The organism is Streptomyces sp. NBC_00287, from assembly GCF_036173105.1.
Classification (GTDB): domain Bacteria; phylum Actinomycetota; class Actinomycetes; order Streptomycetales; family Streptomycetaceae; genus Streptomyces.
On sequence record NZ_CP108053.1, the window covers coordinates 6,157,617 to 6,183,029 of the forward strand.

The 25,413-nt window shown below is 71.2% G+C and carries 26 protein-coding genes; 18 read left to right on the forward strand and 8 right to left on the reverse strand.

Annotation, left to right across the window (positions count from 1 at the left end):
- Positions 1–79: 79 nt before the first annotated feature.
- The gene (locus OHT76_RS28195) at positions 80–1,054 is read left to right on the forward strand and encodes an ABC transporter ATP-binding protein (protein WP_328873665.1); all 975 of its coding nucleotides are present in this window, start codon (positions 80–82) and stop codon (positions 1,052–1,054) included.
- Positions 1,047–2,084: an ABC transporter ATP-binding protein gene (locus OHT76_RS28200; protein WP_328873666.1), complete on the forward strand. Its 1,038-nt coding sequence runs from the start codon at positions 1,047–1,049 to the stop codon at positions 2,082–2,084. The genes OHT76_RS28195 and OHT76_RS28200 overlap by 8 nt, the downstream gene beginning before the upstream one ends.
- Positions 2,085–2,206: 122 nt before the next feature.
- Here the strand turns inward: OHT76_RS28200 and OHT76_RS28205 are convergent, their stop codons facing one another.
- Complete coding sequence (locus OHT76_RS28205; protein ID WP_328873667.1) at positions 2,207–4,321, reverse strand: S9 family peptidase; 2,115 nt, start codon at positions 4,319–4,321, stop codon at positions 2,207–2,209.
- A 176-nt stretch (positions 4,322–4,497) separates the two neighbouring features.
- Between OHT76_RS28205 and OHT76_RS28210 the strand changes: the two genes are divergently transcribed.
- The 4 genes from OHT76_RS28210 (at position 4,498) to OHT76_RS28225 (ending at position 8,392) form a co-directional block, all read left to right on the forward strand.
- Positions 4,498–4,692, forward strand: a complete 195-nt coding sequence (locus OHT76_RS28210; protein WP_186280602.1) for a hypothetical protein — start codon at positions 4,498–4,500, stop codon at positions 4,690–4,692.
- Between the two features lie 22 nt (positions 4,693–4,714).
- Positions 4,715–5,578 carry an N-acetyl-1-D-myo-inositol-2-amino-2-deoxy-alpha-D-glucopyranoside deacetylase gene (mshB, locus tag OHT76_RS28215; protein WP_328873668.1) on the forward strand — a complete coding sequence of 288 codons (864 nt, stop codon included), beginning with the start codon at positions 4,715–4,717 and terminating at the stop codon, positions 5,576–5,578.
- Positions 5,575–5,988, forward strand: coding sequence for a DUF6113 family protein (locus OHT76_RS28220; protein ID WP_328873669.1), 414 nt, complete (start codon positions 5,575–5,577; stop codon positions 5,986–5,988). Before mshB ends, OHT76_RS28220 begins: the two co-directional genes overlap by 4 nt.
- A gap of 160 nt (positions 5,989–6,148) precedes the next feature.
- Positions 6,149–8,392 carry a hypothetical protein gene (locus tag OHT76_RS28225; RefSeq protein WP_328873670.1) on the forward strand — a complete coding sequence of 748 codons (2,244 nt, stop codon included), beginning with the start codon at positions 6,149–6,151 and terminating at the stop codon, positions 8,390–8,392.
- 49 nt (positions 8,393–8,441) lie between these two features.
- On the opposite strand, the gene OHT76_RS28230 is transcribed toward OHT76_RS28225, so the two are convergent.
- Positions 8,442–9,293 (reverse strand): transglutaminase-like domain-containing protein, encoded by an 852-nt coding sequence (locus OHT76_RS28230; protein WP_328873671.1) that lies wholly within the window; start codon positions 9,291–9,293, stop codon positions 8,442–8,444.
- 17 nt (positions 9,294–9,310) lie between these two features.
- Positions 9,311–10,330 carry a GNAT family N-acetyltransferase gene (locus tag OHT76_RS28235; protein WP_328873672.1) on the reverse strand — a complete coding sequence of 340 codons (1,020 nt, stop codon included), beginning with the start codon at positions 10,328–10,330 and terminating at the stop codon, positions 9,311–9,313.
- Between the two features lie 140 nt (positions 10,331–10,470).
- Here OHT76_RS28235 and fdxA point away from each other — a divergent pair, with 140 nt between their 5' ends.
- Positions 10,471–10,791 carry a ferredoxin gene (gene fdxA / locus OHT76_RS28240; RefSeq protein ID WP_003985062.1) on the forward strand — a complete coding sequence of 107 codons (321 nt, stop codon included), beginning with the start codon at positions 10,471–10,473 and terminating at the stop codon, positions 10,789–10,791.
- 108 nt (positions 10,792–10,899) lie between these two features.
- The gene (locus tag OHT76_RS28245; RefSeq protein WP_328873673.1) at positions 10,900–11,994 is read left to right on the forward strand and encodes a bifunctional succinyldiaminopimelate transaminase/glutamate-prephenate aminotransferase; all 1,095 of its coding nucleotides are present in this window, start codon (positions 10,900–10,902) and stop codon (positions 11,992–11,994) included.
- Between the two features lie 63 nt (positions 11,995–12,057).
- Here the strand turns inward: OHT76_RS28245 and OHT76_RS28250 are convergent, their stop codons facing one another.
- Positions 12,058–12,513 (reverse strand): ATP-binding protein, encoded by a 456-nt coding sequence (locus OHT76_RS28250; RefSeq protein ID WP_328873674.1) that lies wholly within the window; start codon positions 12,511–12,513, stop codon positions 12,058–12,060.
- Between the two features lie 312 nt (positions 12,514–12,825).
- A complete protein-coding gene (locus OHT76_RS28255) occupies positions 12,826–13,767 on the reverse strand; it encodes a heavy metal transporter (RefSeq protein ID WP_328873675.1) in 942 nt (313 codons plus the stop codon).
- An 84-nt stretch (positions 13,768–13,851) separates the two neighbouring features.
- Here OHT76_RS28255 and dapE point away from each other — a divergent pair, with 84 nt between their 5' ends.
- Both dapE and OHT76_RS28265 read left to right on the forward strand, forming a co-directional pair.
- Entirely contained in the window at positions 13,852–14,931 is a 1,080-nt protein-coding gene (dapE, locus tag OHT76_RS28260; protein ID WP_328873676.1) for a succinyl-diaminopimelate desuccinylase, read from the forward strand.
- A 102-nt stretch (positions 14,932–15,033) separates the two neighbouring features.
- Positions 15,034–15,792: a TIGR00730 family Rossman fold protein gene (locus tag OHT76_RS28265; RefSeq protein WP_328873677.1), complete on the forward strand. Its 759-nt coding sequence runs from the start codon at positions 15,034–15,036 to the stop codon at positions 15,790–15,792.
- Positions 15,793–15,937: 145 nt separating this feature from the next.
- Here the strand turns inward: OHT76_RS28265 and folP are convergent, their stop codons facing one another.
- Entirely contained in the window at positions 15,938–16,798 is an 861-nt protein-coding gene (folP, locus tag OHT76_RS28270) for a dihydropteroate synthase (RefSeq protein WP_328873678.1), read from the reverse strand.
- A gap of 133 nt (positions 16,799–16,931) precedes the next feature.
- Between folP and OHT76_RS28275 the strand changes: the two genes are divergently transcribed.
- Complete coding sequence (locus OHT76_RS28275; protein WP_328876638.1) at positions 16,932–17,276, forward strand: DivIVA domain-containing protein; 345 nt, start codon at positions 16,932–16,934, stop codon at positions 17,274–17,276.
- On the forward strand, positions 17,273–17,848 hold the full coding sequence (locus OHT76_RS28280; protein ID WP_328873679.1) for a DNA-3-methyladenine glycosylase I: 576 nt from the start codon (positions 17,273–17,275) through the stop codon (positions 17,846–17,848). The genes OHT76_RS28275 and OHT76_RS28280 overlap by 4 nt, the downstream gene beginning before the upstream one ends.
- 13 nt (positions 17,849–17,861) lie before the next feature.
- On the opposite strand, the gene OHT76_RS28285 is transcribed toward OHT76_RS28280, so the two are convergent.
- On the reverse strand, positions 17,862–18,653 hold the full coding sequence (locus OHT76_RS28285) for an enoyl-CoA hydratase/isomerase family protein (protein WP_328873680.1): 792 nt from the start codon (positions 18,651–18,653) through the stop codon (positions 17,862–17,864).
- Between the two features lie 343 nt (positions 18,654–18,996).
- Between OHT76_RS28285 and OHT76_RS28290 the strand changes: the two genes are divergently transcribed.
- Positions 18,997–19,164, forward strand: a complete 168-nt coding sequence (locus tag OHT76_RS28290) for a DUF3117 domain-containing protein (protein WP_003966491.1) — start codon at positions 18,997–18,999, stop codon at positions 19,162–19,164.
- Between the two features lie 86 nt (positions 19,165–19,250).
- On the opposite strand, the gene OHT76_RS28295 is transcribed toward OHT76_RS28290, so the two are convergent.
- Positions 19,251–19,949: an O-methyltransferase gene (locus tag OHT76_RS28295; protein WP_315884816.1), complete on the reverse strand. Its 699-nt coding sequence runs from the start codon at positions 19,947–19,949 to the stop codon at positions 19,251–19,253.
- Between the two features lie 234 nt (positions 19,950–20,183).
- On the opposite strand from OHT76_RS28295, the gene sigE reads away from it, so the two are divergent.
- From sigE to OHT76_RS28320, 5 genes are all read left to right on the forward strand, one after another.
- Positions 20,184–20,882: an RNA polymerase sigma factor SigE gene (gene sigE, locus OHT76_RS28300; RefSeq protein WP_328876639.1), complete on the forward strand. Its 699-nt coding sequence runs from the start codon at positions 20,184–20,186 to the stop codon at positions 20,880–20,882.
- Complete coding sequence (locus tag OHT76_RS28305) at positions 20,879–21,862, forward strand: anti-sigma factor family protein (protein ID WP_328873681.1); 984 nt, start codon at positions 20,879–20,881, stop codon at positions 21,860–21,862. The genes sigE and OHT76_RS28305 overlap by 4 nt, the downstream gene beginning before the upstream one ends.
- 140 nt (positions 21,863–22,002) lie before the next feature.
- Positions 22,003–23,913 (forward strand): trypsin-like peptidase domain-containing protein, encoded by a 1,911-nt coding sequence (locus OHT76_RS28310; protein ID WP_328873682.1) that lies wholly within the window; start codon positions 22,003–22,005, stop codon positions 23,911–23,913.
- A 154-nt stretch (positions 23,914–24,067) separates the two neighbouring features.
- Positions 24,068–24,508, forward strand: coding sequence for a sec-independent translocase (locus OHT76_RS28315; RefSeq protein ID WP_328873683.1), 441 nt, complete (start codon positions 24,068–24,070; stop codon positions 24,506–24,508).
- A 221-nt stretch (positions 24,509–24,729) separates the two neighbouring features.
- Positions 24,730–25,386 carry a hypothetical protein gene (locus OHT76_RS28320; protein ID WP_328873684.1) on the forward strand — a complete coding sequence of 219 codons (657 nt, stop codon included), beginning with the start codon at positions 24,730–24,732 and terminating at the stop codon, positions 25,384–25,386.
- Positions 25,387–25,413 lie beyond the last annotated feature (27 nt).

Consider the following 25,413-nt stretch of genomic DNA (forward strand, 5'->3'; position numbering starts at 1 on the left):
CGTGGCGGGCTCGTGACCCGCACGGCGGCCGGCCTCGGCTCGTCGCGGCCCCGCCCTCGACCCGAAGCTGAGGTGAGTCGTGCTCCTCGAAGTGCGTGATCTGCACGTGGAGTTCCGGACCAGGGACGGCATCGCCAAGGCGGTCAACGGCGTCACCTACGGGGTCGACGCGGTCGAGACCCTCGCCGTGCTCGGCGAGTCCGGCTCCGGCAAGTCGGTCACCGCGCAGACCGTCATGGGCATCCTCGACGTGCCGCCGGGGCGGATCACCGCGGGCGAGATCCTCTTCCAGGGCAAGGACCTGCTGAAGCTGAAGGAGGAGGAGCGCCGGAAGATCCGCGGCGCCGAGATGGCGATGATCTTCCAGGACGCGCTGTCCTCGCTGAACCCCGTGCTGAGCGTCGGCGACCAGCTCGGCGAGATGTTCACCGTGCACCGGGGGATGTCCAGGAAGGACGCGCGCGCCAAGGCCGTGGAGCTGATGGAACGGGTCCGCATCCCCGGCGCCAAGGAGCGGGTCAAGCAGTACCCGCACCAGTTCTCCGGCGGTATGCGCCAGCGCATCATGATCGCGATGGCGCTGGCCCTGGAGCCCGCCCTGATCATCGCCGACGAGCCGACCACCGCCCTGGACGTCACGGTCCAGGCCCAGGTCATGGATCTGCTCGCGGAGCTGCAGCGCGAGTACAACATGGGCCTGATCCTCATCACCCACGACCTCGGCGTGGTCGCGGACGTCGCCGACCGGATCGCCGTGATGTACGCGGGCCGGATCGTGGAGTCGGCCCCCGTGCACGACATCTACAAGGCGCCGGCCCACCCCTACACCCGGGGCCTGCTCGACTCCATCCCGCGTCTGGACCAGAAGGGCCAGGAGCTCTACGCCATCAAGGGCCTGCCGCCGAACCTGATGCACATCCCGCCCGGCTGCGCCTTCCACCCCCGCTGCCCCATGGCCCAGGACGTCTGCCGCACGGACGAGCCCCCGCTGTACGAGGTCTCCGAAGACCGGGGCAGCGCCTGCCACTTCTGGAGGGAGTGCCTCCATGGCTGAGCCGATCCTCGAGGTGACCGGGCTGTTCAAGCACTACCCGCTGACCACGGGCATCCTCTTCAAGAAGCAGGTCGGCGCGGTCAAGGCCGTCGACGGCGTGGACTTCCACCTGGACCAGGGCGAGACCCTCGGCATCGTCGGGGAGTCCGGGTGCGGCAAGTCGACGGTCGCCAAGATGCTGGTCAACCTGGAACGGCCGACGGCCGGTTCGATCACGTACAAGGGCGAGGACATCACCCAACTCTCCGGCCGGGCGCTGAAATCGGTCCGCCGCAACATCCAGATGGTCTTCCAGGACCCCTACACCTCGCTCAACCCCCGGATGACGGTCGGCGACATCATCGGGGAGCCCTACGACATCCACCCCGAGGTGGCCCCGAAGGGCGACCGGCGCCGCAAGGTCCAGGATCTGCTGGACGTCGTCGGCCTCAACCCCGAGTACATCAACCGCTATCCGCACCAGTTCTCCGGCGGCCAGCGCCAACGCATCGGCATCGCACGGGGGTTGGCGCTGCGCCCCGAGGTCATCGTCGCCGACGAACCGGTCTCGGCCCTGGACGTCTCGGTCCAGGCCCAGGTCATCAATCTGATGGACCGCCTCCAGAACGACTTCGACCTCTCCTACATCTTCATCGCCCACGACCTGTCGATCGTCCGGCACATCTCCGACCGGGTCGGCGTGATGTATCTGGGCCGCATCGTCGAGATCGGCAAGGACGCCGAGATCTACGACCATCCGACGCACCCCTACACCCAGGCGCTCCTGTCCGCGGTCCCGGTCCCCGACCCGGAGGCCCGGGAGCACCGCGAGCGCATCATCCTCGCGGGCGACGTCCCGTCCCCGACGAACATCCCCTCCGGCTGCCGCTTCCGCACCCGCTGCTGGAAGGCCCAGGAGCGCTGTGCCGTGGAGGTCCCCCTTCTCGCGGTCCCACCCCACCTGCGTCTGCTGGAGGGACCCGCGGCGCACGACTCGGCGTGCCACTTCGCGGAGGAGAAGCAGGTGGTGCCGCCGGAGGAGCCGGAGTAACAAGGAGGCAACTCCCCTGACCCGATTCCGATATACGGACGCGTCAGTCTGAACAACGTACGGCCGTGCGGGTGCCGTAAACGGGCCGGGGCGCGCCATGTCGCCCCGGCCCGTTGCCGTACCTACAGACCCAGGGACCGCTTCAGGAAGTCCACCTGGAGCAGCAGCAGATTCTCGGCGACCTGTTCCTGAGGCGTCATGTGCGTCACCCCCGACAGCGGCAGGACCTCGTGCGGGCGGCCCGCCGACAGGAGTGCCGAGGACAGGCGGAGGGCGTGCGCGAACACCACGTTGTCGTCAGCCGTGCCGTGGACGATCATCAGCGGGCGGTGGGGGTCGGCGGGGGACGACAGACCCTCGTCCGTCACCAGGGAGCTCAGCGCGTACGACTCCGGCTGCGCGGCCGGGTCGCCCAGGTACCGCTCCGTGTAGTGGGTGTCGTACAGCCGCCAGTCGGTGACCGGCGCGCCCGCGATGCCGGCGTGGAAGACGTCCGGGCGGCGCAGTACCGCGAGTCCCGCCAGCCAGCCGCCGAAGGACCAGCCGCGGATCGCGACCCGGTTCAGGTCGAGCGGGTGGGTCTTCGCGAGGTCCTGGAGGGCGTCGATCTGGTCGTCCAGCGCGACGGTCAGGTCGTGGTGGATCTCCTTCTCCCACGCGGGCGAGCGTCCCGGCGTACCCCGGCCGTCCGCCACGACCACCGCGAACCCCTGGTCGGCGAACCACTGCGAGGTCAGCAGCGCGTTGTGCGCGGCGACCACCCGCGGCCCGTGCGGACCGCCGTAGGGGTCCAGCAGCACCGGCAGGGAGGTGTCACCGCGGTAGTCCGTTGGCATAAGCACGGCGCACGGGACACTGCGTGCGCCCCCCTGGGTGAGCGTCACGCGCGGGGACAGACCGGGATCTTCGGCGTACGAGGGGATGGTCGCCGTCTGCTTCCCGTCCCGGAACACCCGCACTCGCGCCCCCGGCCGGTCCAGCGACGCGGACACCAATACGGTCACGCCCCCGGCGCGCACCGCCGAGTGCACGCCGGGCTCCTGCGAGACGCGCTCCACCCCGAGCTCGTTGACCCGGTACACATGCACCTCGCCGATCTCCGGCTCCGCCGTGCTCTCCCCGGCGGACGCCGAGACCAGCACGTCGTCGTCCGAGACATCGAGCACTGCACGGACGTGCAACTGCGCTCCCGTCAGCGGGCGTTCACCCACCGCGAGCACCCGCGCGCCGCCCTCGTCGGCGATCCGCACCAGTTGCCCGGAGGGGCTCCAGCACGGCACCCCAGGGAAAAGTTCCAGCCAAATTGGATCTTCGTCCGCGTGCACCATCCGGGTCGTCCCGGACTCCGGGTCCACGGCCAGGAAGAGCTGGCTGCGCTGGTCGCGCGCCTGGACGAGCAGCAGCGGCGCACCCGCCGCTGACCAGTGCACATGCGCCAGATACGGATAGCGGGCCCGGTCCCACAGCACCTCCGTGCGCCCCCCGTCGAGCCCGATCACGAACAGCCGTACCTCCGCGTTGGCGGTCCCGGCCGCCGGATACGCCACCCGCTGCGGCTCACGTTCCGGATGGGCCGGATCGGAGATCCACCACCGGCTGACCGGTGTGTCGTCCACCCGCGCCACCAGCAGCCGATCCGACTCCGGACCCCACCAAAAGCCCCGCGAACGCCCCATCTCCTCGGCCGCGATGAACTCCGCCAGACCGTAGGAGACCTGTTCCGACTCCCCTTCGGCGAGGGTCCGTTCGCCCTCGCCCTCGGCGCCCACGACATGCAGGGCGCCCTGGGCGACGTAGGCGACCTGGCGTCCGTCGGGGGAGGGGCGCGGGTCGATCACCGGTCCCCGGACGGGGAGTTCGCGTGCCGTCCCGGCCCGTAGCTCCGCCACGAAAAGGCGGCCTGACAAGGCGAAAGACGCCAACTCCAGGGCCTCGTCGGTGGCGTAGCCGACGATGCCGGCGCCGCCCTCGCGGCTGCGCTCGCGCCGGGCGCGCTCCTGCGGGGAGAGGTGTTCCGCCCTGCCGTCGAGGAGGGCGCGCGGGTCCGCCGCCACGCGCTCCCGGCCGTCCCCGGGATCGAGCACCCACAGCGCGTTCGCCCGGTCCGTACCGGAGGAGGAGCGCAGGAACGCGACCCGCGAACCGTCGGGTGCCACGGTGAACGCGCGCGGCGCGCCGAGCGTGAACCGCTGGGTACGCGCGTGCCGTCGGGGGAAGGAATCAGACCTCGTCGTCATGGACCGACCATATTGGCCATGCGCCCCCTTGTGCGGCCGTGCGCCATCCGATGCGCACGTACGGATAGTTATGATCAATAGCGCATAGTGGGTATGAACCCGCTGGCTGCCTTATGGATTTATCTGCCCCCTAAGTCCGACCCCCGCGCTCTTGGGATCTTTGGAGGTGAGCCGCCGTGGCACTCTCGATTTCGGCGGTGGTGCTGCTGGCGATCATCGTCTTCTTGCTGATCAAGAAGTCGGGACTGAAGGGCGGGCATGCCGTCGTCTGCATCCTGCTCGGCTTCTATCTCGCCTCCTCGACCATGGCGCCCACGATCAGCGATCTGACCACGAGCGTGGCCAGCATGATCGGCAGCATCAAGTTCTGAGCTCGCGTTTAGGGTGGTCCCCATGACGGAACTGCCCGCCCGGCGCCTGCTGCTGGTCCATGCGCACCCGGACGACGAGTCGATCAACAACGGCGCGACGATGGCCGCGTATGCCGCCGAGGGTGCCCACGTGACGCTGGTCACCTGCACGCTCGGCGAACGGGGCGAGGTCATCCCGCCCGAGCTCGCCCAGCTGTCCGGCCCCGCCCTCGGCGAGTACCGCCTCGGCGAGCTCACCGCCGCCATGCGCGAGCTCGGCATCGACGACTTCCGTCTGCTCGGCGGCCCCGGCCGCTACCGCGACTCCGGGATGATGGGCCTGCCCGACAACGACGACCCCGACTGCTTCTGGCAGGCCGACGTCGACGAGGCCGCAGGACATCTTCTCGAGGTGATCCGCGAGGTCCGCCCCCAGGTCCTGATCACCTACGACGACAACGGCGGCTACGGCCACCCCGACCACATCCAGGCCCACCGCGTCGCCATGCGCGCCGCCGAGCTCGCGGCCGACGCGGGCTGCCCGATCGCCAAGGTCTACTGGAACCGGGTCCCGCGCACCGTCGGCGAGCAGGCCTTTGCCCGCCTCCTGGACGCCCTGCCGGAGCTGCCGTTCACCAAGACGGCCACCCTCGACGACGTCCCCGGAGTGGTCGGCGACGAGCGGATCACCACCGTGATCGACGGCACCGCGCACACGGCCGCCAAGACCGCCGCGATGGCCGCGCACGCCACCCAGATCGAGGTGTCCGGCGAGTACTTCGTCCTCTCCAACGAGCTCGCCCAGCCCGTCTTCACGACGGAGTACTACGAGTTGGTGCGCGGCGAGGCGTCCGGGGCGCCGGAGACCGAGCTGTTCGAGGGTGTGCGATTCGAGGGTGTGCGATGAAGAACGACCGGACCTCCATGCTCGCCCAGCCCCTGGGGCTGCCCTCCTTCGCCCGGTTCGTCCTCCTGCTCGGGCTCTTCGTGCTCGGCGCGGTCGTCGCGGCCGCCGGTGCGCTGATCCAGGGCGCCTGGTTCCCGGGCGGGCTGCTGCTCGCGCTCGCCGGTGAGATCGGGCTCTGTCTCGGCGGCGCGCTGATCGCCCGCGGCCGGGGCGGGGCCGTCGCGCCGGCCGCCGGCTGGATGCTCGCCGTCATCCTGCTCACCGCCAGCCGCCCGGAGGGCGACTTCGTCTTCTCCGCGGACGGCGGCTCGTATGTCTTCCTGCTCGGCGGGATGGCCACGGCTGTGATGTGCGCCACCCTCGCACCGACGCGGCAACCGGACGGCGACGGCGTCCGACTTGGCAAGTGACGTACTACTTCTCCACGCCGCGCACGTGCGAGTCCCGTGTGGGTTTCCCTGGCGGTCGTGGGATACGGGCCAGAAGTGGCCAGTATGGTGGTGCGCGCCGCCGAGCCGCCCGGAGCAGTGAGGTCGAGTCGGGCGGCGGAGCCAACCGGGAGAACCTGCCTTGAGTCGTGAAACTGACAGTCCGTCCTCCGGGCCCAACGGGCGCGGCGGAGCCGCTTACCCTTCGGGCACGCCGCCTTACGGGACGCCTGCGGTTCCCGACGGCGGTCCGGATGCGGGCCGTTCGGCCGCGCGGCCGGAGGAACGCAAGACCGAGACCACGCTGACGACCCGGATCCGGATCAACATCCCCGGGTCGCGGCCCATTCCGCCGGTCGTCGTGCGCAAGCCCGTGGGGGACGCCGAGAGCGCCGACACGGAGACGCCGGTGCCGGCCCCCGCGCCCACGCCCGAGCCTCCCGTCGAGCCCTCGGCTCCGGCCGAGGAGAAGCCGACGAGCGAGTGGTTCGCCCCGCGCAAGTCCGCGGCCCCGAAGGCCGGTCCGGGCGGCGGGCAGAGCAATGGCGCCGGGGTGCCTGGGGGTTCGGGGCCTGCGGGCGCGCCTTCGGGTGCTGCGCCCTCGGGGCAGCGGCCCGGCGCGGGTGCGGCCGGTGCGTCGCGGCCCGGCGGTGTCGTCGGCTCCATGAACATGCAGGGCGGGTCCCGCCCCGGCGCGACCAACGGGTCGGGCATGCCGGGCGGCGCGACCGGCGGACCCGTGGCGCCCGGACACGGTGGCGGCACCGGCTCCTTCGACGTCACCGAGGCGCTGGCCGCGGGCCCGCTCGGCGGCGGCCCCCGTCCCGGCGACGAACCGCGCCGCGACGATCTGCCGTACTTCTCCGACAACGGCCACGGCACGCACGAGGGCCAGAGCGGCTACGGCGGCCAGGGCATCCCCGGCGGCGGCCCGGGCGGGCCCAACGGCCCCAGCGGCTTCAACGGCCCGGGCGGCCCCGGCGGCCCCGGCGGCCGTGGCGGACAGCAGGGCCCCGCGGGGCCGACGACCGGTCCGGTGACCGGGGACGGCCCCTTGGTCCCGCCGGTGGGCGGCGGTCCGGGCGGCTTCAACGGCCCGGGTGCTCCCGGTGGTCCCGGCGCTCCCGGTGGCTTCAACAGCCCCGGCGGACCCGCCCCGATGGGCGCCCCCGGCATGCACGCCCCCGGCGGCGGTCTGAGCGACGACACCGCCATCCTCACCCCGCAGAAGCCGGCCCCCGAGCCCGGCACCCCCGGCTACGGCAACCCCGCCGACAACGTCTCCGGGCACACCGTCACCAGCGGCATCCCCGTCGTACCGCCCGGCGCCCAGAACGCCCCGTTCGGTCCGGGCGCACACACCGACGGACCGCTCCCGCACACGCCCCCGAAGCTGCCCGAGCCCGTCGCCCCGGTGCCCTCGGCGTCCACGCCGAAGAAAAAGAAGGGCCGCGGCAAGCTGGGCCTGCTCACCGGTGGTGCGATCGTCCTGGCCGGTGGCGTCTACGGCGCCGGCCTGCTGATGAACCACTCCGACGTGCCCAAGGGCACCACCGTGCTCGGCGTCGACATCGGCGGCGGCACCCGTGACGACGCGGTCAAGAAGCTCGACGACGCCTTCGACGACCGCGTGAACAAGGAGCTCAAGCTCACGGTGGGTGGCAAGACCGTCACCCTCGAGCCGGACCAGGCGGGGCTCCAGTTCGACGCCGCTGCCACCGTCAGCGAGGCCGCGCAGAGCGACTACAACCCGGTCTCCGTGGTCGGCTCGCTCTTCGGCCAGGAACGCGTGGTCGAGCCGGTCATGCCGGTCGACGAGGAGAAGCTGCAGGCCGCGCTGGAGAACGCCGCCGGCGGCTCCGGCTCGGTGTCCGACGGGACGATCAAGTTCCAGTCGGGCAAGGCCGTCGCCGTGTACGGCAAGGCGGGCCAGGGCATCGACGTCGCCAAGTCGACCGACGCGGTCGAGGAGGCGTACCGCACCCAGGTGGAGACCGGCACGGCGCCCGCGGTGCAGGTCGCGACCACCGCCAAGGAGCCGACGGTCTCGAAGGCGGAGGTCGACCGGATGATGAAGGAGTACGCGCAGCCGGCGATGTCGGCCAACGTCATCGTGCGGACGGACGCCACCCGCTTCATCGAGTTCAGCCCGGAGAACTCCCTGTGGAAGTTCCTCAGGGTCAAGGCCGTGGACGGCAAGCTCGTCGACAACCCCGACCTGAATGCACTCAAGGAGCTCTACGGCCAGACCTTCGACGGCGTGCTGATCACCCGGGGCACCGGCAAGAAGACGGCCGTCACACCCCAGGACGTCTACGTCGCCCTGCGCCAGGCCCTGCTGAGCAAGTCCGACCGGGACGCCACGATCGAGACGAACCCCAGCTGACGCACCCGGAGTGCCGTACGACCGAGGTCCTACGGCACTCCGGACCCCGTCAGTTGAGCATCGCCCGCGCCGCCTGTGCCTGCTGCCGCACGCGAGCGGCCGCCGGCTCGTCCACCGCGGCCACTACTTCGGCGTACGCCTCCAGCTCCGCCGCCCCCTTGACGAAGTCCCCCCGCTGCACCAGCAGCTGAGCCCGCTCGTACCGCAACCGGGCCGGATGCGAGGGCAGCAGCAGCGCCAACTCGACGGCCCACAAGCCCACATCGGACCGTTCGGGCCGAGCCGCGGCCCAGGCCCGGACGTTGTTGAGGATCCGCGAGACCACCTCGAGGGGCGTCGCGGGCACCAGCATCGACGGATGCAGGGCCGTCCCCGTGGCCCCCGCCACCAGCAACTCCGCATCCGCCCCGGTCAAGGCCCGGCCCCCGTTGAACGGATCGGCGAGCACCTGCTCGTCCGGCTCCCCGAACCCGACGATGAAGTGCCCGGGCAGAGCCAGCCCGTACACCGGCGCCCCCGCCCTGCGAGCCACCTCCAGCCACACCACCGACAGCAGAATCGGCAGCCCGCGCCTGCGCCGCAGCACCTCGTGCAGCAGCGAGGACTCCAGCCGCTGATAGTCGCCGGGCGCGCCCCGGAAGCCGAGCCGGTCGCCGAGCAGCTCCCGCAGGGACACGGCCCAGGAGCGCGGCCCGCCGGGCCGGAACGGCAGCTGCCCGGCCAGCCGGTCCAGTTCCATCTGGGCCGCGTCCATGCCCGCCTCGTCCAGCGCGCCGTCCGCCTCGGCGCCCACCAGCAGACACAGGGTCGACAGATCGGGCCGCTCGCAGCGGGCCTCCTCGGCGAACCGCCGGCGCAGTTCGGTCGAGCGTTCGGGGGACGGGGGATAGGGGGGAGGCATAGCAGGCTCGTGCCCTCTCACGGCGATCGGTTACCGGACGGCGCCGGAGTTCCCGGCTCGCGGTAGTGGTGGTACGCGTGATGCGCCGAGAAGCCCATCCCGGCGTACAGCTCCCGTGCCCCCGCATTGTCCGTCTCGACCTGCAGCCAGGCCGCCGACGCCCCCTCCTCCAGGGCCCGCCCGGCCAGCGCGGCCATCACGGCGGAGGCGAGCCCCCGACGCCGTAGCGCCGGATCCACCTCGACGGCGGCGAAGCCCGCCCAGCGCCCGTCCACGACACACCGCCCGATGGCCGCGGGCGCCTCCTCGCCGGGCACGGTCGCGAACCACACCGAGGGCCCGCTGCCCAGCACCTTCAGGGCGACCTCGCTCAGCCCCTTGCGCTGGTAGCGGGCGAGCCACGCCTCGTCCGCCTCCCGGGACAGCACGACCTCGGCCGGCTCTTCCCGGTCGGCGAGCGGCGCCAGCGCTCCGATCCACAGCTCGGCGGTCACCTCACGCGTCCAGCCCCGCCTCTCCAGCTCCGCGCACAGCAGCTCCTGAGTGCCCTCGGCGCCGGTCGCGGTCTGTATGTAAGCGGGCAGCCCGCGCTCGCCGTACCACCGCCGTACGACGGACAGCGCGTCGTCGAGCGGCAGGCCCGGGTCGCCCAGCGGGAGCACGGAGTTGGCGCGGCGGGTGAATCCGGCGGCGGCCCTCAGCTCCCACTCGCCGAGCCGCTCGCTCTCCACCGGCCGCCACGCGCGTGTGGAGACGTGCGCCAGCTCCTCGTACGAGGCGGCGGGCCCCCGGCGACGGGCCGGGGCGCTGGGCACCACCTTGCCCGCGACCAGCGACGATTCCGGAATGCGGACGGTTTCGCCACTCTTCCGTGTGATCACCAGCACACCGTCGTCCCAGGATGCGAGAACACCCACCGTGTCGGTGAACTTCTCACCCGGGCGCGCAGGATCGTTCAGGCGTCGCACGGAGACCCGTTTACCCACGTCAGCAGCGGTGATACGGACCTCAAGGCGCCCCGTCGCAGAGATTTCCACAGGTCAGTTCACCCCTCCTGTTCGGATCATGCCCAAGAACGGAGATACTAGAGGCGGGCATCGACGACGCCGCGCTCCCGCGCGCCAGGCGGCGGAGCCTGAGGAGGCCCGCCAGCGCCCTATCGAGGAGGAACGACAGCGTGACCTACGTCATCGCGCAGCCTTGTGTCGACGTAAAGGACAAGGCGTGCATCGAGGAGTGCCCGGTCGACTGCATCTACGAGGGCTCCCGGTCCTTGTACATCCACCCGGACGAATGCGTCGACTGCGGAGCCTGTGAGCCGGTCTGCCCGGTCGAGGCGATCTTCTACGAAGACGACACTCCGGAGGAGTGGAAGGACTACTACAAGGCGAACGTCGAGTTCTTCGACGAGCTCGGCTCCCCGGGCGGCGCCAGCAAGCTGGGTCTGATCGAGCGGGACCACCCCTTCATCGCCGCGCTGCCGCCGCAGAACGGCTGAGAGCGGCCGGCCCGCATCACCGCGCCGCCTCGGTCCCGTACGGCCTGATCGCCTTGATCGCCGTACGGGGCCGAGGCGTTTGCCGTACCAGAAAGTGAGCCAGAACTCGTGTCCGCAGTCTCCGACCGCCTGCCCACCTTCCCCTGGGACAAGCTCGCGCCGTACAAAAAGACGGCCGTGGCCCACCCGGACGGCATCGTCGACCTGTCCGTCGGCACCCCGGTCGACCCGGTCCCCGAGCTGATCCAGAAAGCGCTGATCGCGGCGGCCGACTCGCCGGGCTATCCGACGGTCTGGGGCACGCCGGAGCTGCGTGACGCGATCACCGGCTGGGTGGAGCGCCGCCTGGGCGCCCGCGAGGTGACCCACCGGCACGTCCTGCCGATCCTCGGCTCCAAGGAACTGGTCGCCTGGCTCCCCACCCAGCTGGGCCTCGGCCCCGGCGACCGCGTCGCCTACCCGCGCCTGGCCTACCCGACCTACGAGGTCGGCGCCCGCCTCGCCCGCGCCGAGTACGAGGTCTACGACGACCCGACCGAGCTGGACCCGAAGGGCCTGAAGCTCCTGTGGCTCAACTCCCCGTCGAACCCGACGGGCAAGGTGCTGAGCAAGGAAGAACTCACCCGGATCGTGGCCTGGGCCCGCGAGAACGACGTGTTGCTCTTCTCCGACGAGTGCTACCTGGAGCTGGGCTGGGAGGCCGACCCGGTCTCGGTGCTGCACCCGGACGTGAACGGCGGTTCGTACGAGGGCATCGTGGCCGTCCACTCGCTCTCCAAGCGCTCGAACCTGGCGGGTTACCGAGCGGCCTTCCTGGCCGGCGACCCGGAGGTCCTCGCCCCGCTCCTGGAGATCCGCAAGCACGGCGGCATGATGACCTCCGCGCCGACCCAGGCGGCCGCGATCGCGGCCCTGGGCGACGACGAGCACGTCCGCGTCCAGCGCGACCGCTACGCCGCCCGCCGCGAGGCGCTCCGCGCGGCCCTCGTGAACCACGGCTTCCGCATCGAACACAGCGAGGCCAGCCTCTACCTCTGGGCCACACGGGGAGAGTCCTGCTGGGACACGGTGGCCCACCTGGCCGACCTCGGCATCCTGGTGGCGCCGGGGGACTTCTACGGCGAGGCGGGCGAGAGGTACGTACGGGTGGCGTTCACGGCGACGGACGAGAGGGTCCGGGAGGCCGTGAAGAGGCTCGGCTGACAAACGGCGACGGGACCCGGGGCTGTGAAGCCCCGGGTCCCGTCGCCATTTCCGGTCAGGCGCTCAGCCGCCCAGCGGGAGGCCCTGCACCGGCAGGGAGTCCGCCGCCGGCAGGCCCCCGCCCTGGGTCAGGGACTCGGTCGGCAGGCCGCCCTTCGTCGCGGTGGACGTCGTGTCACCCAGGATGTCGCCGGCCGAACCGGCCGCGTCACCCGCGGTCTTCTGCGCGGCGGGGGCCGCCTTCTTGACGGCCTTGCCGCCGGTCTTGCCCGCGGCCGGCACCGACTTCTTGACCGCCTTGCCGCCGGTTTCGCCCGCGAGCCCGGTGACGTTCTGCGCCGCACCGTCGACCGTGTTGCCGACGCTCGCCCCGTCCAGGGCGGTCAGACCGCCGAGGTTCGGGGTTGCGGGCAATTCGGGGGCCGCACTGGCGGAGCCGGCCGCACCGACCCCGGCGGCCGCTCCCGCAGCGACGAGCAGCGCGGCACGGGCGATCCGACGGGTCAGGGGGAGGGTCATGATGCTCCTTCGACGGGTCTGTCTGGTGAGAACGGTGATGTGTCCGTCCGGACTTGATCTCCGGCCTCGGACGCAGTGACTACCGCTCGAAGTCCGCGAAGGTTGCGGCGGAGTAACGTAAAGACTTGGTAATGCGTCGCATTATCGGCTGTGGATAAAAACGGGCAAAGAGTCCGTGGTCCGAAAGTCTGCCGAATCCTTACAGCCCTTTGATTTCAAGGGGTTTGCAGGATTCGGGGCTGTCGGCGCCAAAACCCCCGCACCTCATGAACCCGCGTCCCGGGCGGTAACCCGCGCGGGTGACTCGGGGCACTACTGTGCGGTCACGATACGGACCGAGCCCGTGCCCTTCTCGGCGCCCGCGGCGCCCTCGGACCCGACCGCGCGCCACTGACTGTCGGTGTTCCCGGCGGTCCACTCCCGCCCGGCGTACGACACGCGTTCGATGCGCAGGGCGGAGGCGTTGGCCACGGCCCAGTGCGCGAGCTGCCAGCCCTCGGCGTTCTCGGCCACGGGCAGCGTGAGGGTCCGCCCGCCGCTCTCGGCGCTCGGGGCGGCGGACGCGGAGTCCGCGCCGCCGACCACGGCACCGGCAGGTTCCAGCACATCCCGGCCGAAGTCCCGCGCGAGCGCGGTCCGTACCGGATCGGTCCCCGCCACCCGGGTCGTGTCGGGGCGGCCCTCGCAGGTCAGCGTGGCGGCCGAGCGGCCGGTCAGGGCGGCGGCGAGCAGTGCGGCGTCCGGCTCGTGCTTGGCGTACGCGTCCGGGAAGCCGCTGCGCTGCACACGCTGCGCGGCGACGGTGAGCGGCAGCTTCGTGTAGTCGTCCACCTTCACCAGGTGGTCGTAGAAGATCCCCGCCGAGTAGGTCGGGTCCATGATCTCCTTCTCGGTGCCCCAGCCCATCGAGGGCCGCTGCTGGAACAGGCCGAGCGAGTCACGGTCGCCGTGGTCGATGTTGCGCAGCGCCGACTCCTGGAGCGCGGTGGCGAGCGCTATGGTCACGGCCCGCTCCGGGAGGTCCCGCCCGGTGCCGACGGCGGCGATCGTCGCCGCGTTCACGGCCTGCTCCGGCGTGAACTCGTACGCCGCCCCGTCGTCCTCGGCCGAGACGACCTTGCAGCCCGGCGCTCCCGCGCCTCCGGTGACGTACTGGACGACGAGATACCCCGCTACGGCGAGCAGGACCACGAAGGCCGCCCCGAAACGGAGGAGGCGGCCACGGCGTCTGGGAGTGGGGGACGGCTCTGGCACGCGTACAAGGTACTGGAGAGTAGAGCGGCGCCCGAGACCGGTGTGAAAAGCAGCCGCAAGGCAGGGGGCGCTAGGGTCGAGGGCATGCCCGAGACCCCGCTTGACCTCACGCTGGACGCCGCGCGGCTCACCGCGCAGCTCGTCGACTTCCCCTCCGAGAGCGGCACCGAGAAGCCCCTCGCGGACGCGATCGAGACCGCTCTGAGGGCCCTGCCGCACCTGACGGTCGACCGGTACGGCAACAACGTCGTGGCACGCACGAACCTCGGCCGCCCCGAGCGCGTGATCCTCGCCGGACACATCGACACCGTCCCGATCGCGGACAACGTCCCGTCCCGGCTGGACGACGACGGCATCCTCTGGGGCTGCGGCACCTGCGACATGAAGTCCGGGGTGGCGGTGCAGCTGCGCATCGCCGCGACGGTCCCCGCCCCCAACCGCGACCTGACCTTCGTCTTCTACGACCAGGAAGAGGTCGCCGCACACCTCAACGGCCTGCGTCATGTGGCCGAGACACACCCCGAGTGGCTGGCCGGCGACTTCGCGGTGCTGCTGGAGCCGTCCGACGGCCAGGTGGAGGGCGGCTGCCAGGGCACCCTGAGGGTGCTGCTGAGGACGAAGGGCGAGCGGGCGCACTCGGCGCGCGGCTGGATGGGCTCCAACGCGATCCACGCCGCCGCCCCGATCCTGGCCCGCCTGGCCTCGTACGAGCCCCGCTGGCCGGTGATCGACGGTCTGGAGTACCGGGAGGGCCTGAACGCGGTGGGCATCTCGGGCGGGGTCGCGGGCAACGTCATCCCCGACGAGTGCGTGGTCACGGTCAACTTCCGATACGCCCCCGACCGCACGGAGGAGGAGGCGCTGGCCCACGTCCACGAGGTGTTCGCGGACTGCGGGGTGGAGGAGTTCGTGGTGGACGACCACAGCCCCGGGGCGCTGCCGGGGCTCTCCCACCCGGCGGCGGCCGCCTTCATCGAAGCGGTGGGCGGGAAGCCGCTGCCGAAGTACGGCTGGACGGACGTGTCCCGTTTCTCCGCCCTCGGCATCCCGGCGGTCAATTACGGTCCCGGGAACCCGCACCTGGCGCACAAGCGGGACGAGCGGGTGGAGACGGCGAAGATCCTCGCGGGCGAGGAACGCCTGCGGACGTGGCTGACGGCGTGACCACGTGCGGGATCGGGGGATGCCGGACATGCCGATGTCCCCCGTCCGTAACCCGCGTAGATCTACGCTGAGGTGGAAACACCGCAAGCGGAGGGAGCGCACATGGCTACCGGGAACCCTGAGGGCAAGAAGCAGCCGCCGGAGGAGCAGCGCCTGGGACCGGTCCTCCGACGGCGGGGGCAGGTCACGGCGAGCACGACGGACCAGCGGCTGCTGGACGCGGGCGGCCCTTCCGACTGGGTCCACACGGACCCGTGGCGCGTCCTGCGCATTCAGTCGGAATTCATCGAGGGCTTCGGCACGCTGGCCGAACTTCCGCCCGCGATCAGTGTGTTCGGTTCGGCGCGGACGCCGGTGGACTCGGTGGAGTACGAGGCGGGTGTGCGGCTGGGCCGGGGCCTGGTCGAGGCGGGCTTCGCGGTGATCACGGGCGGTGGGCCGGGGGCCATGGAGGCGGCCAACAAGGGCGCCTGCGAGGCGAACGGCATCTCGGTCGGCCTGGGTATCGAGCTCCCCTTCGAACAGGGGCTGAACCCTTACGTCGACATCGGCCTGAACTTCCGCTACTTCTTCGTCCGCAAGATGATGTTCGTGAAGTACGCCCAGGGCTTCGTGGTCCTGCCCGGCGGCCTCGGCACCCTCGACGAACTCTTCGAGGCCCTGACCCTGGTCCAGACCCAGAAGGTCACCCGCTTCCCGATCGTCCTCTTCGGCTCGGAGTACTGGGGCGGCCTGGTCGACTGGCTGCGCAACACCCTGGTCGCCCAGGGCAAGGCATCGGAGAAGGACCTGCTGCTCTTCCACGTCACGGACGACGTGGACGAGGCGGTGGCGTTGGTGTCGAAGGAGGCGGGCCGCTAGGGCCTGTCCGGCGGATCATGCCGGCGTCGCGGGGTCTGGCACGCGCAGCTGCGGCGTTGGCGTCAGTCGGCCTGATCCGCCGGACAGGCCCTAGCGCGGGGCTCGGGGCCAGCGGTTTCTCGCCCCGGCGGGGGCGCGGCAGGTTCTACGCCAGCCCCCGTCGGGCCACCGCCGGCGGACGGTGGCCCGCGATCGACGCCACCATGTCCACCACCTGCCGCGTCTCCGCGACCTCATGGACCCGGTAGACCTGCGCCCCCAGCCACGCCGACACAGCCGTCGTCGCCAGCGTCCCCACCACCCGTTCCTTCACCGGCTTGTCCAGCGTCTCCCCGACGAAGTCCTTGTTGGAGAGGGAAACCAGCACCGGCCACCCCGTCGCGACCATCTCCCCCAACCGCCGCGTCGCCTCCAGACTGTGCCGCGTGTTCTTCCCGAAGTCATGCCCGGGATCGATCATCACCGACTCCCGAGGCACCCCCAGCGCCACCGCCCGCTCGGCCAACCCCACGGTCACCCGAAGAATGTCGGCCATGACATCGTCGTACGTCACCCGATGCGGCCGCGTACGAGGCTCCGCACCCCCCGCATGCGTACACACCAGCCCCACCCGATAGCGAGCGGCCACCTCGGCCAGCCGAGGATCAACCCCACCCCACGCGTCGTTCAGCACATCCGCCCCGGCCTCGCAGACGGCCTCCCCGACCTCGGCCCGCCAGGTGTCCACCGAGATGACTACGTCAGGGAACCGCCGCCGCACCTCCGCCACGAACCCCACCGTCCGCCGCGCCTCTTCCGCCGCGGACACCTCTTCCCCCGGCCCGGCCTTCACCCCACCGATGTCGATGATGGCCGCCCCCTCCGCCACGGCCTGCTCCACGCGCGCGAGGGCCGGCTCGTCGCGGAACGTCGCCCCTTGGTCGTAGAAGGAGTCCGGGGTCCGGTTCACGATCGCCATGATCACCGGCTCATGCGTGTCGAACTCACGCCTGCCCAGCCTGAGCATCCCCTGTGAACCTCTCCCGTACGTCCTGATCATCGCCGCCTGCGACCCTAACTGTCACAGTCGCATGGCACGATCGGACCCTGACACACTCGACCGCACAATCGCACCGACCGTGGGGACCTCAGCGATGGTTATGTTCTTGTTCCTGGTCGTCGCGCTCGCCGTCGTGGTCGCCGCTGTGACCCTCGCGGTGGTGGGCGGCGGCGAGGGCGGCGGCCCGCTGCCGGAGGCCGCCCCCGAGCGGCTCCAGGACCCGCTGCCGTACGACCGTCCGGTCAACCGCGCCGACGTCGACAGCCTCCGCTTCCCCCTCGCCGCCCGCGGCTACCGCATGGCGGACGTCGACGACGCCCTGACCCGTCTCGGCGCCGAACTCGCCGAGCGTGACGCCCGCATCGCCGACCTGGAGTCCGCCCTGGCCGGTGCCCAGGCCGGCGCCCGTCCCTCCATGGAGAAGCCGACCCGGGAGGACCAGTGACCACGGCCCTCGCCGGCCCCGACGGCGTCCTGCGCTGCCCCTGGGCCCTGTCCACCCCGGACTATGTGACGTACCACGACGAGGAGTGGGGCCGTCCGGTCCACGGCGACGACGCCCTCTTCGAACGCCTCTCGCTGGAGGCCTTCCAGTCCGGCCTCTCCTGGATCACGATCCTCCGCCGCCGCCCCGGCTTCCGCGCGGCCTTCGCCGACTTCAGCATCGAGAAGGTGGCGGCCTTCACGGAGGAGGATCGCGAGCGGCTGCTGGCCGACGCGGGCATCATCCGCAACCGAGCCAAGATCGACGCCACCCTGGCCAACGCCCGCGCACTGGCCGACTGGGCCCCGGGCGACCTGGACGACCTGATCTGGGCCCACGCCCCGGAGCCGGGTCCGGCCCCCAAAACCCTGGCCGACGTCCCGGCAATAACTCCGGAATCAACAGCCCTCTCCAAGGCCTTGAAGAAGAGGGGCCTGAGATTCGTGGGCCCGACGACGGCGTACGCCTTGATGCAGGCGTGTGGCTTGGTGGACGACCACTTGGAAGCCTGCGTGGCCAGGAGCGCCCCGTAATCAGCCCCGAGCCCTACCGGCCCAAGTACTTGGGCTGCTCCTTGTTCACAAAGGCCTGCACAGCAATCGCATGGTCCTCCGACGCCCCGGCCCGGGTCTGCAGCTCATCCTCCTTCTCCAACGTCTCCGCCAGAGAGTGCGAGAACCCGTAAGCCACGGCCTCCTTGATCGCCGCATAGGCAACCGTCGGCCCCGAGGCCAACGCCCGAGCCACCTTCTCGGCCTCCTCGCGGAGCGACTCCGCAGGTACGACCCGATTCGCGATCCCCAACTCGTACGCCTCCTGAGCCTTGACGCTCCGAGGGAAAAGCAGCAGATCAGCAGCGCGCCCCGGCCCGACAACCCGAGGCAGCGTCCACGAGATCCCGGAGTCCGCGGTCAACGCCACCCCCGCGAACGACGTATTGAAGGCAGCCGAGTCGGCCACGACTCGATAATCCGCGGCGAGAGCGAACCCGAACCCCGCCCCGGCCGCGACACCGTTCACCCCCGCCACCACCGGCTTGGCCATCTCCGTCAGTGCCAGAGCGATCGGGTTGTAATGCTCCCGCACCGTGCTCATCACCTGACCGGACCCCTCGGCCAGCAGCCCGATGTGCTCTTTCAGATCCTGCCCCACACAGAACGCCCGATCCCCGGCGGCAGTGAGCAGCACGGCCCGCACGGAGGAATCGGCCCCCGCCTCGGTCACCGCCTCCCGCAGCGCGACCTTCGTCTCGATGTTCAGCGCGTTCATCGCCTCGGGGCGGTTCAGCGTGATCGTCGCGAGTCCGTCGCTCACCTCGTAGAGCACGGTGTCGGCCATGGCGTATCCCCTCCGGTGTCGCGGCTCATGTCTGAGGACAGCATGGCGGAGATCGCCGGGACCGCACGTGTGACCTGCGTCAAAGAAATCGGGTCCGTTTCCGTTCGGCGGACACGCGTGCGGCGGCGCAGTATCGCAGTCACATCGCCGAATTGAGTGGTTTTGCTCGCGCGCGTTGCCCAAGCGATGCCGACCGATGTTGGTCATCGGGTCCTGCGATGCGGGATAATGGCTGGGAAGCAATGTGTTCGATGCCGGTGTCGCGAGTCCTGCCAGGACCGCGCATGCCCTCCGTGGGGCCGTCGGCTTTGACGATGAGCTGGTTTCAGGAAGGGGAACGAGCATGGCGGCCATGAAGCCGCGGACGGGCGATGGCCCGCTCGAGGTGACCAAGGAGGGGCGGGGCATCGTCATGCGCGTTCCGCTCGAAGGCGGCGGTCGACTCGTCGTCGAGCTGACCCCTGACGAGGCCGACGCACTGGGCGATGCCCTCAAGAAGGTCGTCGGCTGACGCGCAAGCGACCATACCCTTTCAGCTGCCCCGGCATCCCATGAGGTGCCGGGGCAGTTGTTTTCACGGCCGTACGCGGTGATGCCTCAGCGCTTGACGGCGCACAGCAGGCCGTCGCCCACCGGCAGCAGCGAGGGCACCAGGTCCTGGCTCTCGCGCACCGCGCGCAGCAGCTCACGCAGGCGCAGCACCTCCGTCGGCTGCGGGCCCGAGTCGACCGTACGGCCGTTGGCGAAGACGCCCTCGAAGACCACCAGGCCACCCGGACGCAGCAGGCGCAACGATTCAGCGAGGTAGTCCAGGAACTCCAGACGGTCGCCGTCGCAGAAGACGAGGTCGTAGCCGGCGTCCGCGAGCCGGGGCAGTACGTCCAGCGCGCGGCCGGGGATGAAGCGCGCCCGGTTGCTGGCGAACCCGGAGGCGCGGAAGGCCTGCCGGGCGAACTGCTGGTGTTCCGGCTCGGGGTCCACGGTGGTCAGGACGCCGTCGGGGCGCATGCCGTGCAGCAGATGGATGCCGGAGACGCCGGTCCCGGTGCCGATCTCCGCGACCGCTTTCGCGTCCACGGTGGCGGCGAGCAACCGCAGCGCAGCGCCCGTGCCGGGCGACACCGAGCGCAGGCCGGCCTCGCGGGCCCGGTCGCGGGCCCAGCGCAGCGCGTCGTCCTCGGCGACATAGGCGTCGGCGAACGCCCAGCTCGTCTGCCGGTTGCCGGTAATGACCCTCTCCTGTCCCCGTGGTTGCCTGGGCGTGACTGTATCCGTTGCGGCCGGGAACCCGCAGATGGGACCGGGCGTTTAGAAGGGTGGGAGACGACAGGGGGGACACGGTTGGATCACGATGACGGGCCAGAGGTCGAGCACATGCTGACGCAGCCGCATGAGCCGTATCAGCCCAGATCAATTTCTCGTAAAACCGCTTATCCGGAGCTAACGGGCGAGGTGGCTATGGTAGGGGCTCCACTGGACACCACCAGAGCCGACAGGGGAGGTGCGGCTGCGCCTGTGGATCGGGGAGGAGTGCTACGGCGCTTTCTCGGGTCGGCGGGCAGGCCGAAATCCGTGAACGACACCGCTGCTGACCATCACGCCGACGCCTACGCCCAGACCGCGACCTTCTCCACCGACGCGGACGGGCAGGCGTGGACTCCGCCCACGTGGGAGGAGATCGTCAGCACGCACAGCGGCCGCGTCTACCGCCTCGCGTACCGGCTCACCGGCAACCAGCACGACGCCGAGGATCTCACCCAGGAAGTCTTCGTCCGCGTCTTCCGCTCGCTGTCCACCTACACTCCGGGCACTTTCGAGGGTTGGCTGCACCGCATCACCACCAACCTCTTCCTGGACATGGTCCGCCGCAAGCAGCGCATCCGCTTCGACGCCCTCGGCGAGGACGCGGCCGAGCGCCTGCCCAGTCGCGAGCCGTCCCCGCAGCAGGTCTTCAACGACGCGCACTTCGACGCCGATGTCCAGCAGGCCCTGGACACCCTCGCGCCCGAGTTCCGCGCCGCGGTCGTCCTGTGCGACATCGAGGGGCTGTCCTACGAGGAGATCGCCGCGACTCTCGGCGTGAAGCTCGGCACCGTCCGGTCCCGTATCCACCGCGGCCGCTCGCAGCTGCGCAAGGCCCTCGCGCACCGTTCCCCGGAGGCCCGGGCCGAGCGCCGGTCCTTCGTGCCGCGTGTGCCCGCCCTCGGGGGAGGGGGCGCGACCGCGTGAATGGATCCCGGCCCGATGCCGGCGAGCGCCGCCTCGCCGAGCAGCATCTTGGAGACCGACTCTCCGCCTTGGTGGACGGGGAGCTCGGTCATGACTCGCGCGAGCGGGTCCTCGCCCACCTGGCCACCTGCGCCAAGTGCAAGGCGGAGGCCGACGCCCAGCGCCGGCTGAAGAACGTCTTCGCGGAGGCGGCACCCCCGCCTCCCTCCGAGAGCTTCCTCGCCCGCCTCCAGGGCCTGCCGGGAGGTGACCCGGGCAGCGGCTCGTCGCTGGGCGGGGGAGCCTTCGGCGGTTTCTCCGACGGGCCCACCGGCGGCGCGTTCGGCATGAAGCGGGGCGAGCGCTTCGAGTTCGGCTACGTCCCCGCCCGGCCGCACGCCTCCGCGCTCACCGGCTCCTCGGCAGGCGGCTTCCGGGTGCACCCCGTCGGCCGCCCCGACGCCGACCGGCAGTCCTCGCGCGGGCTGCGGTTCGCCTTCGTCGCCGCCGGAGCGGTGTCGCTGGCCGCCATCGCACTCGGCGGTGTCACGACCAGCGTCCCGCCCGAGACGGAGGCCCGCGGGTCCGGCTCCGGCAGCAATGTCACCCCGGCGCGCACCCAGGGCACCGGAGCGGCGACGGCACCCGAGAACCAGCGCCGCCGTGGCGTCGGGCCCCTGTTCGTTCAGGGCCAGGGCCAGCGGGCGCTCGGCGACACCCCAGTCGCCCCGACCGCGGTGTCCGCGCCGCTGCTGCCCGGGGTGCCCGCGCCGGGCGCCGGTCAGGTCCAGGGGTCCGAGGACGCGCTGACCACCCCGGTGGTTGCGGGCGCGGCCGCCATGTCCCCGCTCATACGCCCGCTCAGCGCCACCCCGCCGCTCACCCTGACCACCTGGCACACCGCCCCGGAGGTCTCCACTCCGGGCCTGCTCGCCGCACCCGTCCCCGACGCGACCTCCTCCCCGTCCGCTTCCGCCACCTCTTCCACCACCAGCCGCTGACCGGCCTCTGCGCGGCGGCCCACGAACCTGGTTGAATCCAGGGTGGGCCGCGCTCATGGCAGGCAGCCGGGCGCGGAGGCGGAGTTCGAGGAGCCGCGGCCACCGCCGATGTGCGTGCCGCGGCCGGCTGTGGGGAGAGCATGAACGAGGGGAAGCCCACGAAGGCGAAATGGTGGAGCCGTCCTCGGCTCCAGGGGCCTTCGGACCAGACGGAAGGCGCGACCGAGGCGCCGCCCGGCCCGACCCCGGTTCCGAACGCGGACGGCGACTTCGAGCTGGAGCGACCCGCGACACCGGATCCCACCGAGGGCGACTACGAGCTGAGCCGACCCGCGGGGAAGGCGGCTCCGGCGGCTGAGGGCGTGCCGCCGGGCGGTCCCGCTGCCGTGGGTGCGGTCGCACGGAGTGGCTCCACCTCTGCGGAAGGCGTCCCTTCGCGTGGCTCCGGTGCCGCGGACACAGTCGCGCCGCGTGACTCCACCCCCTCGGACGTCGTGCCCTCGGCCGAGGCCGACACAGTCGCGTCCGGTGCTTCCGCCACCGCAGCGGTTGCCGCGGCCGCCGACACCGCCGTAGCGCCCACCGAAGAGCGCCCCCGCCCCTTGCACGACCCCGACCCCTACAGCACCCCGCCCTACGGCGAGCCAGGCCCCTGGGCGCCCGCCCCTCCCGTGCAGCACCCGGCAACGACTCCGGCGCACGGCACGGCCGTACCGGCCCCGGCGCCCGCCCAGGCCCACGGCACGGCCGTACCAGCCCCAGCCCCGGCGCCCGCCCAGGCGCACGGCACCCCTGCACCGGCCCCCGGCACCCCCCTCCCACCCCCTCTGCACACCGCCGCCCCCACCCCCTGGCAGAACTACGACCCCTGGGCCGCGGCCCCCCTCACCGGCCCCCTCCAGCAGAACGGTGCCGCTGTTCCCAGCAAGGATCAGCGGCGTAAGAAGGCCAAGCGGCTGTTGCTCACCGGTGCGCTGCTGCTCGCGCTCGTCTCCGGGGGTGTTGGAGGGGCCGTAGGGGCGTATCTGGAGCGGAATGGGGGTGTGGGGGAGGTCGAGCTGCCGCAGGCCGGTAACGAGCCCACCGGGCGGGCTCCCGACAGTGTTGCCGGGATTGCCGCTCGGGCGCTGCCCAGTGTCGTGACCCTGCATGTGTCCGGGGCCGAGGAGCAGGGCACCGGTACCGGGTTCGTGCTGGACGGCCGGGGGCACATCCTCACCAACAACCACGTCGTGCAGCCCGCCGGATCCGGCGGCGAGATCACGGTGACCTTCCACAGCGGCGACACCGCCAAGGCCACCGTCGTCGGACGGGACAGCGGATACGACCTCGCCGTCGTGAAGGTGACCGGCGTCAGCGGGCTGTCCCCGATGACCCTCGGCAACTCCGACAACGTCCAGGTCGGCGACCCCGTCGTCGCCATCGGCGCCCCCTTCGACCTGGCGGGCACCGTCACCTCCGGCATCATCAGCGCCAAGGAACGGCCCATCACGGCCGGCGGCGAGAGCGGTGACGCCAGCGATGTGTCCTATGTCGACGCCCTGCAGACCGACGCCCCCATCAACCCCGGCAACTCCGGCGGGCCCCTGCTCGACGCCAAGGCCCGGGTCATCGGCATCAACTCCGCCATCCGGTCCGCCGACAGCGGCTCGGACCTGGACGGCGGCCAGGCCGGTTCGATAGGGCTCGGGTTCGCCATCCCGATCAACCAGGGCAAGCGTGTGGCCGAGGAGCTGATCAACACCGGCCGGGCCACCCACCCGGTCATCGGCGTCACCCTCGACATGGACTACTCGGGCGACGGCGCGCGCGTCGGCATCAAGGGCAGCGACGGCGGCTCGGCGGTCACCGCGGGCGGACCCGGCGACAAGGCCGGTATCGAGCCCGGCGACGTCATCACCGAGGTCGACGGCCAGCGCGTGCACTCCGGCGAGGAACTGATCGTCAAGACCCGCGCCCACCGCCCCGGAGACCGTCTTGAGCTGACCCTGAAACGGGACGGCGAGGAGATCACCCTCTCCCTGACCCTCGGTTCCTCGGACGGCGATTGACAGAAACCTCACAGGTGAGGGCGCGCACCCCCTCCCACAAGGCAAACAACCCGGAAAACCCGCGATCCGCACACACTCGGAACCGACGGGACAGTACCGGTCGTACGGGAACGGCAGGTACCGTGGACCCGGCCCGGATCGCAAGGAGCTTCAGGTGTTCAATGACATAGGTGCGCTCGAGCTGGTGACGCTCATCGTCCTTGCCGTGCTCGTCTTCGGTCCGGACAAGCTCCCGAAGGTCATCCAGGACGTCATGCGGACGGTTCGTAAGATCCGTGAGTTCTCGGAGAGCGCCAAGCAGGACATCCGGCAGGAACTCGGCCCGGAGTTCAAGGACTTCGAGTTCGAGGATCTCAACCCCAAGACGTTCATCCGCAAGCAGTTGGACAATGACGACCTGGGGATCAAGGAGATCCGTAACGGCTTCGACCTGAAGAAGGAGATGGCCGAGGTCACGGACGCGGTCCACGGCCGCGACTCCGACTCGTCCGCCGCTTCCTCGGGTTCCTCGGGTTCCTCGGGTTCGTCCGGCGACCGCGTCGACATGACGAAGAAGCCCGACGAGCGCCCGCCCTACGACGCGGACGCCACCTGAGCCGTACGCGCGCGTACGTGATGCGTTTCATACCTCTCCCAGGCGCTCGCGCGGCCTGAACACGCCGCCCGGGCGCCTCGCGCGCCGGGCGGTTTCCCGGTTGCCCACAGCAGTGTGGATATGCTGCCGAGTTGTTGTGCGGGCCGTACGCCAAAAAGCGAGGCCGCCCGAAGGGGGGCGGGCCGCCCCGGTCCGCCGAGAGCGAGGAGGCGTCCGGGCACATGGAGACGACGAGTCGGGCAGTCGCGCAGGCGCCGGCCGCGGAGGGCGGACAACAGGTCCCCTCCGCCCGGCGCACGGTCGACGGCTACCTGCTGGCGCCCTTCCCGTGGTACGGCCTCGACGAGGCGTTCACGGGGCCGCGCTGGCTGATGCAGGTGGGAACGGCGGCCGACGGGGCCGTCGAGCACGGGTCGATCGGACACGGCGACGAGCCCTCAGTACGCAATGAGGCGACGGAGGACCGGGAGAAGTTCGCGGTCGTGGTGACCGTCGCGGCGAGTCCGTCCCGTCGGAGTGCGGACGGTACGGGGCTGCTCGAGGCCACGTCGGTTTCGTCCGCGGCCTGGCTGGCGGGGGTGGGGCTGCTGTCCTTCACCTGGCCCGGGCAGATGGACCACAGCCTGCGTGATGACTGGCTGGACCAGCAGACGGAGACCGCGTGGGCGCTCGCCGATGATCTGGAAGGGTCCGAGTGGTCGACCCTCTCCCTGCCGGTGGACGGGGTGCCTACGCCCTTCCACTACCGGGAGTCCGAGTTCGGGTGGGTGCTCGCCGGGTCCACGCAGGAGGGGGTGCATGTGGGGGCGTACGGCAGAGGTATGAGTGCCTATGGTCTCGGCTTCGCCATGATCAAGGACATCAGCGAGTACGCATGACAAAGGGGCGCCGTCGCAATGCGGCGC

Bases quoted from the DNA above. Each gene is read 5' to 3' on its own strand.
- OHT76_RS28200 (WP_328873666.1), top strand. From the start codon at position 1,047: ATGGCTGAGCCGATCCTCGAGGTGACCGGGCTGTTCAAGCACTACCCG.
- OHT76_RS28205 (WP_328873667.1), bottom strand. From the start codon at position 4,321: ATGACGACGAGGTCTGATTCCTTCCCCCGACGGCACGCGCGTACCCAG.
- mshB (WP_328873668.1), top strand. From the start codon at position 4,715: ATGACGGAACTGCCCGCCCGGCGCCTGCTGCTGGTCCATGCGCACCCG.
- OHT76_RS28220 (WP_328873669.1), top strand. From the start codon at position 5,575: ATGAAGAACGACCGGACCTCCATGCTCGCCCAGCCCCTGGGGCTGCCC.
- OHT76_RS28230 (WP_328873671.1), bottom strand. From the start codon at position 9,293: ATGCCTCCCCCCTATCCCCCGTCCCCCGAACGCTCGACCGAACTGCGC.
- OHT76_RS28250 (WP_328873674.1), bottom strand. From the start codon at position 12,513: ATGACCCTCCCCCTGACCCGTCGGATCGCCCGTGCCGCGCTGCTCGTC.
- dapE (WP_328873676.1), top strand. From the start codon at position 13,852: ATGCCCGAGACCCCGCTTGACCTCACGCTGGACGCCGCGCGGCTCACC.
- OHT76_RS28265 (WP_328873677.1), top strand. From the start codon at position 15,034: ATGGCTACCGGGAACCCTGAGGGCAAGAAGCAGCCGCCGGAGGAGCAG.
- folP (WP_328873678.1), bottom strand. From the start codon at position 16,798: ATGCTCAGGCTGGGCAGGCGTGAGTTCGACACGCATGAGCCGGTGATC.
- OHT76_RS28275 (WP_328876638.1), top strand. From the start codon at position 16,932: ATGTTCTTGTTCCTGGTCGTCGCGCTCGCCGTCGTGGTCGCCGCTGTG.
- OHT76_RS28285 (WP_328873680.1), bottom strand. From the start codon at position 18,653: ATGGCCGACACCGTGCTCTACGAGGTGAGCGACGGACTCGCGACGATC.
- OHT76_RS28290 (WP_003966491.1), top strand. From the start codon at position 18,997: ATGGCGGCCATGAAGCCGCGGACGGGCGATGGCCCGCTCGAGGTGACC.
- OHT76_RS28310 (WP_328873682.1), top strand. From the start codon at position 22,003: ATGAACGAGGGGAAGCCCACGAAGGCGAAATGGTGGAGCCGTCCTCGG.
- OHT76_RS28320 (WP_328873684.1), top strand. From the start codon at position 24,730: ATGGAGACGACGAGTCGGGCAGTCGCGCAGGCGCCGGCCGCGGAGGGC.